This window comes from Hymenobacter norwichensis DSM 15439, assembly GCF_000420705.1.
In the GTDB taxonomy this organism is placed as follows: Bacteria; Bacteroidota; Bacteroidia; order Cytophagales; family Hymenobacteraceae; genus Hymenobacter; species Hymenobacter norwichensis.
In genome coordinates, this window is the sequence record NZ_ATVL01000012.1 from 131,673 (window position 1) to 145,630 (window position 13,958).

Annotated in this window: 13 protein-coding genes; 6 read left to right on the forward strand and 7 right to left on the reverse strand. The window is 57.0% G+C overall.

The window, feature by feature from the left end; all coding sequences use genetic code 11:
• Positions 1 to 12 precede the first annotated feature (12 nt).
• Positions 13 to 1,689, reverse strand: coding sequence for an alkaline phosphatase PhoX (locus G536_RS29535; protein ID WP_022826024.1), 1,677 nt, complete (start codon positions 1,687 to 1,689; stop codon positions 13 to 15).
• A 178-nt stretch (positions 1,690 to 1,867) separates the two neighbouring features.
• On the opposite strand from G536_RS29535, the gene G536_RS0123315 reads away from it, so the two are divergent.
• From G536_RS0123315 to G536_RS0123325, 3 genes are all read left to right on the forward strand, one after another.
• Positions 1,868 to 3,211, forward strand: coding sequence for a type IX secretion system plug protein (locus tag G536_RS0123315; protein WP_033370748.1), 1,344 nt, complete (start codon positions 1,868 to 1,870; stop codon positions 3,209 to 3,211).
• A gap of 68 nt (positions 3,212 to 3,279) precedes the next feature.
• Positions 3,280 to 4,560, forward strand: a complete 1,281-nt coding sequence (locus G536_RS29540) for a cation:proton antiporter (protein ID WP_022826026.1) — start codon at positions 3,280 to 3,282, stop codon at positions 4,558 to 4,560.
• 147 nt (positions 4,561 to 4,707) lie between these two features.
• Positions 4,708 to 6,159, forward strand: coding sequence for a M48 family metalloprotease (locus tag G536_RS0123325; RefSeq protein WP_022826027.1), 1,452 nt, complete (start codon positions 4,708 to 4,710; stop codon positions 6,157 to 6,159).
• 616 nt (positions 6,160 to 6,775) lie between these two features.
• Here G536_RS0123325 and G536_RS0123335 read toward each other — a convergent pair.
• The 3 genes from G536_RS0123335 to G536_RS0123350 form a co-directional block, all read right to left on the reverse strand.
• Positions 6,776 to 6,985, reverse strand: a complete 210-nt coding sequence (locus tag G536_RS0123335) for a zinc ribbon domain-containing protein YjdM (protein ID WP_022826029.1) — start codon at positions 6,983 to 6,985, stop codon at positions 6,776 to 6,778.
• 15 nt (positions 6,986 to 7,000) lie between these two features.
• Positions 7,001 to 8,098: a redox-regulated ATPase YchF gene (ychF, locus tag G536_RS0123340; protein ID WP_022826030.1), complete on the reverse strand. Its 1,098-nt coding sequence runs from the start codon at positions 8,096 to 8,098 to the stop codon at positions 7,001 to 7,003.
• 387 nt (positions 8,099 to 8,485) lie between these two features.
• Positions 8,486 to 8,842: a DUF3276 family protein gene (locus G536_RS0123350; RefSeq protein ID WP_022826031.1), complete on the reverse strand. Its 357-nt coding sequence runs from the start codon at positions 8,840 to 8,842 to the stop codon at positions 8,486 to 8,488.
• A gap of 266 nt (positions 8,843 to 9,108) precedes the next feature.
• Between G536_RS0123350 and G536_RS0123355 the strand changes: the two genes are divergently transcribed.
• Together G536_RS0123355 and G536_RS0123360 are read left to right on the forward strand one after the other, a co-directional pair.
• Complete coding sequence (locus tag G536_RS0123355; RefSeq protein ID WP_022826032.1) at positions 9,109 to 10,029, forward strand: DUF58 domain-containing protein; 921 nt, start codon at positions 9,109 to 9,111, stop codon at positions 10,027 to 10,029.
• A 301-nt stretch (positions 10,030 to 10,330) separates the two neighbouring features.
• On the forward strand, positions 10,331 to 10,528 hold the full coding sequence (locus G536_RS0123360; RefSeq protein WP_022826033.1) for a hypothetical protein: 198 nt from the start codon (positions 10,331 to 10,333) through the stop codon (positions 10,526 to 10,528).
• An 11-nt stretch (positions 10,529 to 10,539) separates the two neighbouring features.
• On the opposite strand, the gene G536_RS0123365 is transcribed toward G536_RS0123360, so the two are convergent.
• The 3 genes from G536_RS0123365 to G536_RS0123375 all read right to left on the reverse strand — a co-directional run bounded on the left by G536_RS0123365 (position 10,540) and on the right by G536_RS0123375 (position 13,631).
• Positions 10,540 to 11,208, reverse strand: coding sequence for a DNA-3-methyladenine glycosylase family protein (locus tag G536_RS0123365; protein ID WP_022826034.1), 669 nt, complete (start codon positions 11,206 to 11,208; stop codon positions 10,540 to 10,542).
• Between the two features lie 84 nt (positions 11,209 to 11,292).
• On the reverse strand, positions 11,293 to 12,564 hold the full coding sequence (locus G536_RS0123370) for a cation:proton antiporter (RefSeq protein WP_022826035.1): 1,272 nt from the start codon (positions 12,562 to 12,564) through the stop codon (positions 11,293 to 11,295).
• 35 nt (positions 12,565 to 12,599) lie between these two features.
• On the reverse strand, positions 12,600 to 13,631 hold the full coding sequence (locus G536_RS0123375) for a threonine aldolase family protein (RefSeq protein ID WP_022826036.1): 1,032 nt from the start codon (positions 13,629 to 13,631) through the stop codon (positions 12,600 to 12,602).
• A 97-nt stretch (positions 13,632 to 13,728) separates the two neighbouring features.
• Between G536_RS0123375 and G536_RS32540 the strand changes: the two genes are divergently transcribed.
• On the forward strand, positions 13,729 to 13,902 hold the full coding sequence (locus tag G536_RS32540; RefSeq protein WP_022826037.1) for a hypothetical protein: 174 nt from the start codon (positions 13,729 to 13,731) through the stop codon (positions 13,900 to 13,902).
• Positions 13,903 to 13,958: the final 56 nt, after the last annotated feature.

Consider the following 13,958-nt stretch of genomic DNA (forward strand, 5'->3'; position numbering starts at 1 on the left):
TCAGGGTTGACCTCACTGCTTGATGAACGGACGCGTGGTAGTGGTGGTAGCCGTGGTGATAACCAGGTTGTAGTGGCCGCTTTGCAGCTTGCTAACCGGTAATTTTAGCGTGTTCTGGCCTTGGCTCAGGGTAGCAGCCTGCTCGAATACGCGGGCTCCTAGGGCGTTGTACACCGTCAGGGTGGCCGCTTCTTTTTGGTTGTGGCTGAGTTGCAGCGTCAGTTCCGAGCCGTTCACCGGGTTCGGGTACACGTCGGCTTTAGCCAGCTCGGCCTGCCCGTTTTTCGTGCTCAGAGCGGTGCCTAGTACGCCTTTACGGGCAATAACAACGGCCGTGGACTTGTTGAATACCACCGACTGACCGGCGGCATCTACCGTGGCCTGGGTGTTAGCGTCGGGGCTCTGCATGGAGATGAAGATGAACCGCTCGTCGGGTGAGAGGGTCATGCCGGTTGGCTCGCAGCCAGCGGGCGTCACGGCAAACACTTCTACGGCCGGGTTGGCCTGCGTGTGGCAAGGCTTAATCAGCCATACGTGGTTGCGGCCGCCATCCTGCAACACGTACAGGTTGCCCTGCGAGTCGAAGGTCAGGTTGTCGTTGCCGGTGCGCCACAGCTCCGAGATGGTACCCGAGCCGTAGTTGATGGTGTAGGCCTGCGCGGTGTTGGTGGGCGTGTTGCCAGCAAAGATTTCAAAGTTGCTGAACGTGGTGCCCGTAGCGCCCGTGTCGGTGAAGCGGTAGATGGTGCCGGGGCCCTTTGCCGTGAAATACACCTGGCCGGTTAGGGGGCTGATTTCGATGTCCTCGACGCCGTTGAAGCTGGTAGCACCCAGTGCTCGCGCGGCAGCGGTGGTGTTGTTGCACTCGGCAGGCGTGGAGTTCGGAATTTGAATCCAGGTGCCGGCAGTGCCCGTGCCGATAGCGCCGTTTAGTTGCAGAGCGTAGAGCGTGCCGTTGCCGAGCTGGCCAGCCGTGGTAGCCACGTACTTGTACACGAAGCTGTTGCTGGAACCATCATCAGCGCCTTCGTAGGCGGTACGTTGGTCGGCGGCTACCACGATATTCTCGTGCTTGAGGCGGCCCATTTTCCAGAGCTTATCGGGCGTGCCGTCGCCGTTCTGGTCTTTCACGGTGTGCGTAACCGGGTCGATTTCCACGTTCCAGCCCGAGTCCATGTACCCGTCGTTGTTGGTGTCGGTGGGGGTGGTGGGGCCGGTGTTTTCCTCGCAGGTTACAATCGTGCTCCAGGGCGTAACCGTGCCCGAGCAGTTGTTGATGGTCCCTACCACCGAACCGAAATTCACGGGGTGCTTGGCCGTCACGTTCCACAGCTTGGTGGCGGCGTTGAAGTTCAGGCTGAGCATGCTCACGCCCGAGGTAGTACCCGAGCCCTCGTGGTTGATAGAAAGGTAGCCGTTGGTGCTGCTGCCCGCAATAGGAGCGTAGCCCGTAAAGTCGAAGGCTTCCAGCATGTTTCCATCGGCGGCATTGGTATAGGGCATGTTGCCCTGCGCCAGCATCTGGAAAGTATGGGTAGCTGGAATGCGCAAGTCCTGGGGCTGGGTGGTCGGCTCCACCGACGTAAACCGGCTGATGTGGTCGGCGGGTAGGGTAGGGCAGGGCACTTGGGCCAAGGCTTTGCCACCGCCAAGCAGAGCTGCTAAGAGAAGAGTAGAGGTAGGTTTCATACTGGATTATGTTGTTGCTGAATTGCGCCGCAAGTTCCAAATCCACTATTTCGTCTGGTTTACGTCCAGGTTACCACTAAATGAACTCCTAGTAAAGCCAGTGTTACCACGCATGTCGTACCGCTGGCGCCGAGTACTCGTACCCGATAAACTGAAAGTTCGCGTTACATTCGCCCTTATGCCTCGCTATTCCTACCTCGTTAGTTTGTTGTTGCTGGCCGCGTCCTGCGTGCCGCTGGGTACGCCCATCACCGACCCCAACGCCGCGCGCCGGCCCGGTGGCGCCCCTCAGCAGCCCCCCGAATACTACGCCGACCGCACCCTGCGCTACCAGGACTACATCTACGACTCCAACGTGCGCTCGGTGCAGTGTTACGTGGCCTCGGGCAGCAACACCGAAATCTTCACGCCGCCGGTGGTGCCCATTTCGCAGGAGCAGCCCATTACGCTGGAGTTTGATATTGTGGCCGAGCAAAGCCAACGCCTCACGGCCAAGGTCGTGCACTGCGACGTAGACTGGAAACCGTCGATTCTAACGGATATGCAGTTTCTGAGCGAGATAAACGAGTTTCTGTTCACCGATTACCGCACCTCCGTCAACACCAAAGTGCCTTACTACCACTACAAGCTGCAAGTACCGCGCGTGAAGCTGAGCGGCAACTACCTGCTGGTGGTGCAGGGCGCCGGCAACACGCCGCTGCTGAGCCGGCGGCTGCTAGTGTACGAAAATGGCGTGCAGATTGCCTTAAAGCAGGGTATTCCGGTGGCCGGCACCGAGCGGTACACCTTGCAGCAGGTTGATTTCGGGATTCGCTACAACATGCAGCTCGTCAACCCAGCGCAGGAAGTGAAGGTGGTGCTGCGCCAGAATTTCCGCTGGGACAATGCCAAGTACAACCTGCGCCCCACCTTCGTGCGCGACGCCGAGCGCCAGCTCGATTACCAGTATTTCAATTTCGAAAACGCCTTCCCGGCACTCACCGAGTTCCGCTTCTTCGATCTGCGCACGTTCCGGTCGTTGGGTATCGGGGTGGCCAAGCTCGATGCCGCCGCTTCCCCCCGCACGGCCCTGTTGCAGCTGGATGGCAGCCGCAACGGGCAGGCTTACACTCAGTTTGAGGACATCAACGGGCAGCGCGTATTTGAAAGCCGCGAGTACGGCAACGGCGCCACCAACGCCGACTACCTGAACGTGACGTTTCAACTGAAAGCCGAGCAGCCGGCGGCTGGCCCCGTGTACGTGCTGGGCGCCCTCACCGACTGGCAGTTCAAAGACGAGTTTAAGCTCACCTACGATGCCGAAAACCAGCTCTACACCGGCCGGGCGCTGGTGAAGCAAGGCTACTACAATTACATCTACGCTACCCAAACTCCGCAGGGTCCCAATAGCGTGATGTGGGAAGGCAGCCACCAGGAAACCGAAAACCAGTACGACCTGCTGGTGTACTACCGCCCGCCTGGCACCCGCGCCGACCTGCTCATCGGCTACCAGAGCATTGATTTCAACAGCCGCCGGCCCTAACCAAGAACCGGCCGAAAGAAGAGCGGCTGCGTACACAGGAGCTTCCTCTTTTATATATGTAGCCACCTATGTCGCTCTACAACCTGATTCTGGTGGTGCTGGGCGTCGCCATTCTGGCCGTGGCCTGGCTCCCGTCGTTGCTGCGCAAGTATCCGCTTTCCTACCCCATCTTGTTTGTGGCACTGGGAGCGGTGGTGTTTTCGCTGCCGCTGGGTTTGCCCGACCCCGACCCCATCAAGCATTCCACCTTCGTGATGCACCTGTCGGAAATCTGCGTGACGGTGGCCCTCACAGGTACTGGCCTCAAGATTGACCGCAAGTTTTCCTTGTGGCGCTGGCGGGCGCCTTTGCAGTTGGTGCTGGTGCTAATGGTGATTACCATCGGCATTTTTACGGTGGTGGCTTGGCGGCTAGGTAGTTTGCTGCCGGCTTCGGCGGTGCTGCTGGCCGCTACCCTGGCCCCCACCGACCCGGTGTTGGCCGGCGACGTGCAGGTGGGCAAGCCCGGCGAAGGGCGCGAAGACAACGTGCGCTTCTCGCTCACCGGCGAGGCTGGCCTCAACGACGGCTTGGCTTTCCCCTTCGTGCACCTGGCCATTATTCTGCTGCCGGTAGCCACGCTGCCATTTGCCGAGCGGCTCTGGCACTGGGTCTGGCTGGACATCGGCTACCGTGTTGCTATGGGAGTGGCCGGCGGCTGGCTGGCCGGCAAGGCGCTGTCGTTCCTGATTTTTGATTTGCCCCACCGGGTGCGCATCAACCCGGAGGCGTACGGGTTTGTAGCATTGGCTGTTACGCTCACGGCTTATGGCGTTACGGAGCTGCTGCACGGCTACGGCTTCATGGCCGTATTCATTGCCTCCGTTACGTTGCGCGGGCACGAGCGGAGCCACGAGTACCACACCGAGATGCACGAATTCACCGACCAGCTGGAGCGGTTGTTTATTGTGGTGATTCTGATCCTGTTTGGCGGCGCGCTGGCGAAAGGCTTACTGGCCCCTCTGACTTGGCACGGCGCGGCGCTAGGGCTGTTTCTACTGCTGGTGCTGCGGCCCGCCGGCGGCCTTCTGACGTTGGGCCGCAGCCGCTTGTCATGGCCGGAACGGCTGGTGATTTCGTTTTTCGGGATTCGCGGTATCGGTTCCTTCTTTTACCTGGGCTACGCCTTCAGCGGGTGGGAGTTTGTTGAAGCCCGGGAGCTGTGGGCCATTACCGGCTTCACCGTCCTGACTTCCATTATCATGCACGGGGTGCTGGCCACGCCCGTAATGAACTGGCTGGACCGTCACCACGGCCGCCCCACGGCCCTGGAGTTGGAAGAGCAGGCGCTGGAAAAAACCACCACCTGATAGCGCCTCAGTAGATAAGAACTGTCTTGGGAAAGCTAAAAAGCAGTTTGGCACAGTAGTAGCCTAGCAAGGCTGAACGGCTTGTAACCTTTACATAGCTCAGCTTCGTTGCAGGCCTATCCTATTCCTCGCTCCACTCTCTCCCATATGCAACCTACCCTCACCGCCGTTGTGCGTACCGGCCTCACCCTGACGCTCCTGTTGCCCCTGGCCGGTTCGCGGCTAGCTGCCACTGAAACCATTGCCGTACCCTCGCCGCCCCCGGTGCAGGGTGCCCAGCCCGACCCACAAGTTATTGCCCAGTTCGGGCTACTCGATAACGCCAAGCTGCAAGCCTATATCGACCAGAAAGGCATGCAGATGGGCCGGATTTCCGACCGCCCCGCCGATGTAAAAGGCTTTACCGTCGTCGATTCGCCCATCATCAATGCCTTTGCCACGCCCGATGGCCACGTGTATTTTACCCGCGGCATTCTGGCCTATTTCAACAACGAAGCGCAGTTCAGCGGAGTACTCGGCCACGAAATCGGGCATATCACGGCCCGCCACGGCCAGAAGCAGCAAACCCGTTCCACTGCCATTAACGGCGCTATTCTGCTGGGCTCTATCTTCTCAAAGCGCATTGCGTCTATAGCCCAGCCCGCCACGCAGCTGGCGAGCATCGGGCTCCTGAAATACGGCCGCGACGACGAAACCGAATCCGACCAGTTGGGTGTGAAATACTCCAGCAAAATAGGCTACGACCCGGCCTCAATGGCTGACTTCTTCCTGACCCTTTCGCGCACCGAGCAAAGTAGCGGCGCGGCCACTGTGCCCACCTTCCTGTCGTCGCACCCTAACTCCGCCGACCGCTACACCACCGTAAAGAAACTGGCGCAGCAAGCCGAGCAACAGGCCGGCCGCCAGCTAGCCGTCAACCGTGACCAGTACCTGCGCCTAATTGAGGGCCTGCCCTACGGCGACAACCCGCGCGAAGGCTACGTGGAAAACAGCGTGTTCTATCACCCCGACCTGAAGTTCCAGTTTCCGGTGCCGGAGGGCTGGAAGTCGCAGAACTCGCCCAGCCAGTTCCAGATGGCCGAGCCTAACGGCAAGGCCGTGCAGATTCTGCTGCCCGCCGGTAACAAAGGCCTCGACGAAACCGCCCAGGCCTTGGCCCAGCAGCTGAAGCTCCAGAACGCTCAGGCCCAGAAAACCACCGTTAACAACTTCCCGGCCCTCGTTATTCAGGGCGACCAGGTAGGGCAGGACCAGTCGGGGCAGCAGGGCGTCACGGCCAGCACCCTGACCTACCTCATCCAGGACGGCCAGACAATTTATGCCCTGGTAGGCCTCTGCGGCCCCGGCACCCTCGGCACCTACGGCAGCACGTTCCAGCGCACTGCCCAAGGCTTTCGCCGCCTCACCGACGCCGCCAAACTCAACAAGCAGCCCGAGCGTGTCCGCATCAAAACTGCCAAAGCCGGCCAAACGCTGGCCCAGGCCCTCGCCGCCAACGGCATTTCCAGCAAACGCTACGACGAACTAGCCATCCTCAACGGCATGAAAACCACTGATAAAATGACGGCTGGAATGCTGTTTAAAGTGGTGGGGAAGTAAATTCAATAGAAGCGAGTAAACCAGAACCGCCCCCTAGAAATTGATTCCAGGGGGCGGTTCTGGTTTACTCGATTAAAATTATCTTCTTGGCTCGCACTATTCGATAGTGCCCAGGGTAAAATTGACTAACATAGATGCTCCCAGCCATCTTTATCGGATCAATATTTTTCATTGTATTCACCGATAAATCGTCCTCGCGTTTTAGAGTTAGCTCTACCGCAGATAGGTAGGAGCGTTGTCTCCAGCTGTTCTTTACATAAAATGAATCAGGGGTGCTGGGCCAGGAAACGTTCAGTAACGCAAATTCTAGTGCGCTTGTGCTAATATGCCGGGCTTTGTGCTCATGGATCAACCGAATGTTTTGACCGAACGAGAGAGTATCGTTGAAAGTGCACGGAATGAAATAGTCGAAACTAGTGTGATTTCGAGCATTATCCATCACTAAAAGCCCAGTTTCATGCAGATAAGCAGGTTTCTGCTGGCAGGCCGTTTCAGCAAGGCAGCCAAGCAAAAAACCAAGCGCGTATTTCTTTACCACTATGATACAAAAACGCCCCGGTCGCATCATGCGACTGGGGCGTTTAAGTTATTAACTTTTACTGAAGAAACAGTGATATTAGGCTTTCTTCAAAAACTCAGTTTTGAGCACCATCGTGCTGCCACCGGCGCGACCTTCAATTTCGGCGGGCGAGTTGGTGAGACGAATGTTATTGACCACCGTACCGCGCTTGAGTGTAAGCGAAGAGCCTTTCACTTTCAAGTCCTTGATGAGCGTCACCGAGTCGCCTTCCGCGAGCAGATTGCCGTTGCTGTCTTTTACGTCCATGAGGAAAAGCAGAAGTTACACATTGAAGCGGAAGTGCATGATGTCGCCGTCTTGCACCACGTATTCTTTGCCTTCCACGGCCATCTTGCCGGCTTCTTTGATTTTTACTTCAGTCTTATATTCCTGGTAATCCGCTAGTTTAATTACCTCAGCCCGGATAAAGCCCTTCTCAAAATCGGAGTGAATGACACCTGCCGCTGCCGGAGCCTTGTCGCCCTTATGGATGGTCCAGGCGCGTACTTCCTGCACCCCGGCCGTGAAGTAGGTAATCAGATTGAGCAAAGTGTAGGAGGCGCGAATCAGGCGGTTCAGGCCCGACTCGGTGAGGCCGTATTCGCCCAAGAACATCTCCTTTTCCTCGGGGTCTTCCATCTCCGCAATCTGCGACTCAATGGCGGCTGATACCAGTACCACTTCGGCGCCTTCCTGCGTCACGTGCGCCTGTAAAGCCGCTGTATGAGCGTTGCCGGTAATAGCGCTAGCTTCGTCCACATTGGCCACGTAAATCACGGGCTTGATGGTGAGCAACTGTAAATCAGCAACGGCTTCCAATTCCTCGGCCGTGGCCTCCACGGCGCGGGCATTCTGGCCAGCTTCCAGCGCTGCCTTAAACTTCTGTAGCGCCGCTACTTCCTTCTTAGCCACTGCGTCGCCACCCTTGGCCGAGCGCTCCGACTTAGCGAGTTTCTTGTCTACGCTCTCCAAGTCTTTAATTTGCAGCTCGGTGTCAATAACATCTTTGTCGAACACGGGGTCGACGCCGCCGGCGACGTGCACAATGTTGGGGTCGTCGAAGCAGCGGATAACGTGAATGATGGCGTCTACCTCACGAATGTTAGCCAAGAACTTGTTGCCCAGTCCTTCGCCTTTGGAAGCGCCTTTCACCAGGCCGGCAATGTCCACAAACTCGATAATGGTCGGTAGTACCCGCTTCGGGTTCACCAGTGCCTCCAGAATCTGGAGCCGCTCATCGGGCACGGTAATCACGCCCACGTTCGGCTCGATGGTGCAGAACGGATAGTTGGCCGATTCGGCCTTGGCGTTGGAAAGAGCGTTGAAAAGCGTGGATTTGCCGACGTTTGGCAGGCCGACGATACCGCAGCGGAGACCCATAAGGTGAGATAGTGAAATGGTGAAAAGGTGAGTTGGCGGACTAACCGCGCAATTCGGGGGCAAAGGTACGGGGCTTTTCCGGGGAAAGCACGGCCCGCTTCACGTTGCGGCCATTAGCCAAGCAATAGTTGAACCAGCTACGGCACTGTAGCTGTTGAGCTGCTATGTGTGAACATCATAAACCCGCCCAGAAATTGCAGCGCTTCTGCCTATATGTAGCAGCCGGCGTTATCGTTATTATCACGCAGTACTACACGCTCTGAGAAGCCCAAAGTAGTTGGCTGGTAGCTTAAAAAAAGTAGTGCCCACCCCTTATGTAAGGAGTGGGCACTACCGTAGAATAAGTTGCTAATAATGGACTAATTGCTTCGCTGGACTTCGGAATGCTTAGTAGTTGTCGTCGGCGCGGTTAGGATTAAATCCGGCTTCACCTTCCGGATGGTGGTCGTATACCGGCCGCGGGCGGTCCAGTTCGGCTACTTCCTCGGGGGTAAGTAGCTCCTCACGCACATACTCAACGGCGTCTTGCAAGGCATCTACGAACTTCAAAAAATCTTCCTTGTAGAGGAAAATCTTGTGCTTCTCATACGAGAAAGTGTCGTCGTCGCGGAGCTTGCGTTTGCTTTCCGTGATGGTCAGGTAGTAGTCCTGGCCGCGGGTGGCTTTCACGTCGAAGAAATACGTGCGTTTGCCAGCCTTAATACGTTGCGAATAGATTTCTTCTTGGTCGTGACGGTCTTCCACAGTGCCTTCTGTAAAGTTATGTTATTCTAAGATGATTGAAGTGTTTGCGAAAAATACGGGCTTCCTTGCATATATAAAAATTTAAAGGGCAGCTTTTTTGAACTAGGTGCCGGTATCTTTGTTTACCCCACTTATCGGTTAACTCCTAAAAGCCTTTTTATTAGTTTTCCAGCGTGTTTTGCCGCTTGTTGCTGCTGCCGGGTTGGCTTGAAATATTCCGCTGAGTTGATACTTTTCCACCTCGTTGCTTTTTGAATCTTCCGCTTATGCCTCAGCCTCTCGACCTGGCCACCGTCCGCACCTTCGAAAATTTGGAATTTCTGGCTCGTCAACTGGTCGAAGGATTCATTACCGGCTTGCACCAGTCGCCCTACCACGGCTTCTCGGTGGAATTCTCAGAGCACCGGCTCTACAACCCCGGTGAAAGCACGCGCCACCTCGACTGGAAAGTGTTTGCCCGCACTGATAAGCTATTTGTGAAGCGCTACGAGGAAGAAACCAACCTGCGCTGCCACCTGCTGCTCGACGTGAGCCCCAGCATGTACTACCCCGAGCCCGGCCATGATAAGCTACGCTTTGCGGTGCTCTGCGCGGCGGCCATTACCACCATGCTGCAAAAGCAGCGCGACGCTGTGGGCCTCGTCACCTTCGCCGACCAAGTGGAACTGCAAACCCCCGTGCGCAGCACCAGCACCCACCGCCATACGCTGCTGCTCACGCTCCAGCAGTTGCTGGAGCGGCCGCCCGCGCCGCGCCGCGCCACCACCGACGTAGCCAGCGTGATTCACAGCATTGCCCAGCAAATCCCGAAACGCTCGTTAGTAGTGCTGTTTTCCGACATGCTAGGCCGGGCGCCCAAAGAGCAAACCGCCACCTTAGCGGCACTGCAACACCTGCGCCACCAAAACCACGAGGTGCTGCTGTTTCACATCATGGATCGCGCCACCGAAGCTGATTTCAACTTCCAGGACCGGCCCTACGTGTTTGAAGACCTGGAAACCGGCGAAACGGTGAAGCTGCAACCCGCCCAAGTGCGCGAGCAATACCAAGAGGCTATGCGCAAGTACGAGCACGAATTGGTGCTGCGCTGTGGCCAGTACAAGATTGATTTCGTGCCCGTGGATATCCAGGAGCCGTTTGATAAAGTGCTGTACGCTTATCTAGTGAAGCGCGGCAAGGTCCGCTAACCCTCTCAACTTACCTTTCTCTTTATGCCGCTATGGTATTGCCGGGTGTGTGGTCTCGATTATGATGAGTCGCCGTGGGGGCCAGATGAACAATCACCTGATTATAGTTTCTGCGACTGTTGTGGGGTAGAATTCGGCTATGGTGACTCTATTCCCGCAGGTGCACGCCATCATCGTGCTAGATGGCTGGCCAACGGGGCTCCATGGTATTACCCGAAAGTGAAGCCCGATAACTGGCAACAAGCCGCGCAGCTTCGGCAGGTGCCGGAACTATACCGGTAGCCAATTTCTTCCCTTTTGTATGCTGGTTGACATTTTCTTTGCCATACTCTTTCTGAGTTTGCCTTCGGCACTCATCACCGCCTACATTGCCCACATGAACGACCGGTCGTTGTGGCGGTGGATGGCGTTCGGCTTTTTTGTGCCTTATGTAGCCACTTTCGTGGCCATGGTAGTCACGTACCTCGACCAGAAAAAAGCCGGTACGCTCGACGAGTAAGCTACGGCCTCTTACTCCGCCGGTATGTTGTCCAGTGACTGCCACAGATACTTACAAGCTAGGCTACGATAGGGGCGCCAGGGTTCGGCAATTTCGGTGATGCGCCGAAGCAGGGCCCGGCCGGTTTCTTCGAGGCCGTAGTGCTTGCGCATGGCGTTTTGCACGCCCAAGTCACCTTCGGCAAATACATCGGGCTGGTCGAGAGCAAACATCTGGAGCATTTGAGCGGTCCAGCGGCCCACGCCTTTTATCTGGGTGAGGTGCTTGGTGAAATCGTCTTCGGAAAGCTGGCTCAGGTGCGCGTGGTCAAGTTGGTCGCGCTGGGCAAAATCGGCTACGGAACGCAGGTAACCGGCTTTCTGCCGCGAAAGGCCCGCCGTGCGCAAGTCCTCATCAGTCATAGCAAGTACAGCGGCAGGCTCGGGGTAGCCGTCGGGTGGGAACAGGGCCTGTACCTTGCGCCAGATAGCCGCTGCCGCCTTGGTGGAAATCTGCTGGCTAACAATAGCCCGCAACAACGCCAAGTACAGGTCTTCGTGCGGCGCGGGCTGAATGGGACGGCCGCGCTGAATGATACCCGCTAGTACAGGGTCGGCTTGCGAAAGGTGCAGCAGCGCCTCCTGGGGGTAATAGTCGGGTACTGTGGGTAGAAAGGCCGGAGTGTGCGGAACGGAAGCCATAGAAACAGCAAGATGAGAAAGTAAAGCAGCTTCTTGGCGCCAATAATTAGCCGGAAGCATTAACTAAACACCTTCGGCCACTTTTTAATGCCCGGTTTCCGGCTGGTCGGAGGCGGGCATACTCAACCCTAAGCGCTTAACCAACGGGCCCAACGTAAGGCCTTGCACGATGATGCTGAAGATAACCACTATGTAGGTGATGCCCACAATAAGGTCGCGTGGCATGGTTTCAGGCAACGATAACGCCAAGGCTACCGAAATACCGCCCCGCAGGCCACCCCAGGTCAGAATACGCAAAGTCGGCCGGTCGAAGTGGTACCAGCGGCGCAGCATTCCCAGCGGAATGGCTATTGAAATCAACCGCCCGACCAGCACCACCGCAATAGTAATTACCCCGATGATAAGCGTGGTGCGGGTGATGTGCAAAACCAGCATTTCCAGCCCAATCAGCACGAACAGCACGGCGTTCAGCACTTCATCCAGCAACTCCCAGAACTTGTCGAGGTAGTCGCGCGTCTCATCCGACATGCCCATCTGCCGCGCTTTAGCACCCACAATCAGGCCGGCTACCACAATGGCCAGTGGAGCCGAAGTGTGCAAAGAAGCCGCCAGCGCCGTGCCGCCCATCACCAGGGCCAGCGTAATAAGCACCTCCACTTTGTAATTATCAATGGTGCGCAAGGCCCAGTACGTAACGTAGCCCAACGCTATGCCAAGTATGATGCCGCCGAATACCTCCCGCAGAAACAGCTTGCTGATAACGCTGAACGTGGCCGCTTCCCGACCGGCTTCGGCAATTTGCAGCAAGCTCACGAACAACACTACCGTCGTGCCATCATTAAACAGCGACTCACCTACAATCTTGATTTCCAAATCCTTGTTTACCCGTGCTTCTTTTAGAATGCCCAGCACCGCAATAGGGTCGGTGGGGGAGATGAGCGCGCCGAACAGCAGGCAGTGTAGATACGCCGGAACCAGCCCAAACAAAGTAAGCAGATAGTATAAGGCCGTGCCAATGAGAAACGTAGACAGCAGAATCCCGGCGGAGGCTAGGGCCGCCACCGGGAGTTGCTGGTTGCCCAGGGCCCGCACATCCACGTGAATAGCCCCCGCAAATAGCAGAAAGCTCAGCATCACCTGCATGACCAAAGCATGAAAATCAAGGTTGCGCAGCATGTCGCGCACCACAAGCACCCACGACACCTCCAGTTTGCCCAAGCCCACTGCGGCCAGCGAAAAAAGCAGGGCCAGCACCATAATGCCAATGGTAGCCGGCAACCGAAGAAAACGATGATTGAGGTAGCTAAACAAAGCCGCTACCACGAGCAGCAGCGCGAAGGTGTCGTAGAGTTCCAAATGAGGCAGTGGTTAAAGAAGGCGTATGCTCCTTCTTACGAACTCAACTGCTGCATGGCCGATTCCACCCGTGCTATCATCTCATCGGTGACGTCGAGGTGCGTTACGAAGCGAATCATCTGGGGGCCAAACGAGGAGGCCTTGATACCTTGTTCCTCTAGCTGGGCCAGAAACTTTTCGGCTGGCATTTCGGGCTTCAGCCGGAAAATAACCAAATTGGTTTCCACGGGCAACACTTCGGCCACGTAAGGCTGCTGGGCCAGTTTCTTGCCTAGCTGCCGGGCGCGGCGGTGGTCATCGGCCAGCCGGTCTACGTTGTTTTCCAAGGCGTAGAGGCCTGCGGCGGCCAAATAGCCGGCCTGCCGCATACCGCCGCCCATCACCTTCCGGATGCGCTTGGTTTTCTGAATGAACGCCTTGCTGCCCAGCAGTACTGAGCCCACTGGTGCGCCCAGGCCCTTGCTCAAGCACACCGAAATAGTATCGAACAGGCGGCCGTACTCAGTGGCAGGTTGACCGGTAGCTACCAAGGCGTTGAAGATGCGTGCTCCATCCAAGTGCAGCGGAATCTGGTGCCGCTGGGCTACTTCGGCAATGGCTTCCAACTCGGGCAAGGCGTAGCAGCTGCCGCCGCCGCGGTTGTGGGTGTTTTCCAGCGAAATCAGGCTGGTAGTGGGGTAGTGCACGTTCACGGGCCGGATGGCGGCTTCCACCTGTGCGGCCGTTACGCGGCCCCGCTCCCCGGCCAGCAGCGCCACTGAGGCGCCCGAGTGAAACGCAATGCCTCCCACTTCCCAGAGGTAAATATGCGAGGTTTGCTCGCAAATCACCTCCGACAATGGCTCGGTATGCGCCTTGATGGCAATTTGGTTGGTCATGGTGCCGGACGGGCAGAACAGGCCGGCTTCCAGGCCAAAGCGCGCGGCGGCCTCATTTTCCAGGGCGCGCACGGTAGGGTCTTCCTCGTAGACATCGTCGCCGACGGGGGCCTGGAACATCATTTCCAGCATGGCCGGAGTGGGGCGCGTAACCGTATCGGAGCGCAAATCAATCAACGGATTCATCATCAGGGGAGAAGGTAAAACGGGAAAGGTTTCTCGGTTTCAAATTTATGACTTACTTTTGCCCCTCCTTTACAGAAAGACCTTAACCGACCCGGAAAAAATGAGCGCTACCCGACTGAAGCGTAAGCACCGCAAGAACATTGCCCGTGCCAACAACAAGCAGACCATCATCAAGCAATTGCTGCTGACTCCCGTTCTGAAGAACGTGGATATCGAAGAACTGAAAGCCCGTTTCCCTAAGGCCGGCGAAGCAAAGACGGAAGCTGCGGCTTAGGCTGCGCACCATCTGGCACACCCGACCCCGGTGTCGGTGGGTTTCGGTCAGAACCA

Coding starts and splice junctions, on each gene's coding strand:
- G536_RS0123335 (WP_022826029.1), bottom strand. CDS start 6,985: ATGGACGTAAAAGACAGCAACGGCAATCTGCTCGCGGAAGGCGACTCG.
- G536_RS32540 (WP_022826037.1), top strand. CDS start 13,729: ATGAGCGCTACCCGACTGAAGCGTAAGCACCGCAAGAACATTGCCCGT.
- G536_RS0123375 (WP_022826036.1), bottom strand. CDS start 13,631: ATGATGAATCCGTTGATTGATTTGCGCTCCGATACGGTTACGCGCCCC.
- G536_RS0123325 (WP_022826027.1), top strand. CDS start 4,708: ATGCAACCTACCCTCACCGCCGTTGTGCGTACCGGCCTCACCCTGACG.
- G536_RS0123315 (WP_033370748.1), top strand. CDS start 1,868: ATGCCTCGCTATTCCTACCTCGTTAGTTTGTTGTTGCTGGCCGCGTCC.
- G536_RS29535 (WP_022826024.1), bottom strand. CDS start 1,689: ATGAAACCTACCTCTACTCTTCTCTTAGCAGCTCTGCTTGGCGGTGGC.
- G536_RS29540 (WP_022826026.1), top strand. CDS start 3,280: ATGTCGCTCTACAACCTGATTCTGGTGGTGCTGGGCGTCGCCATTCTG.
- G536_RS0123355 (WP_022826032.1), top strand. CDS start 9,109: ATGCCTCAGCCTCTCGACCTGGCCACCGTCCGCACCTTCGAAAATTTG.
- G536_RS0123365 (WP_022826034.1), bottom strand. CDS start 11,208: ATGGCTTCCGTTCCGCACACTCCGGCCTTTCTACCCACAGTACCCGAC.
- G536_RS0123360 (WP_022826033.1), top strand. CDS start 10,331: ATGCTGGTTGACATTTTCTTTGCCATACTCTTTCTGAGTTTGCCTTCG.
- ychF (WP_022826030.1), bottom strand. CDS start 8,098: ATGGGTCTCCGCTGCGGTATCGTCGGCCTGCCAAACGTCGGCAAATCC.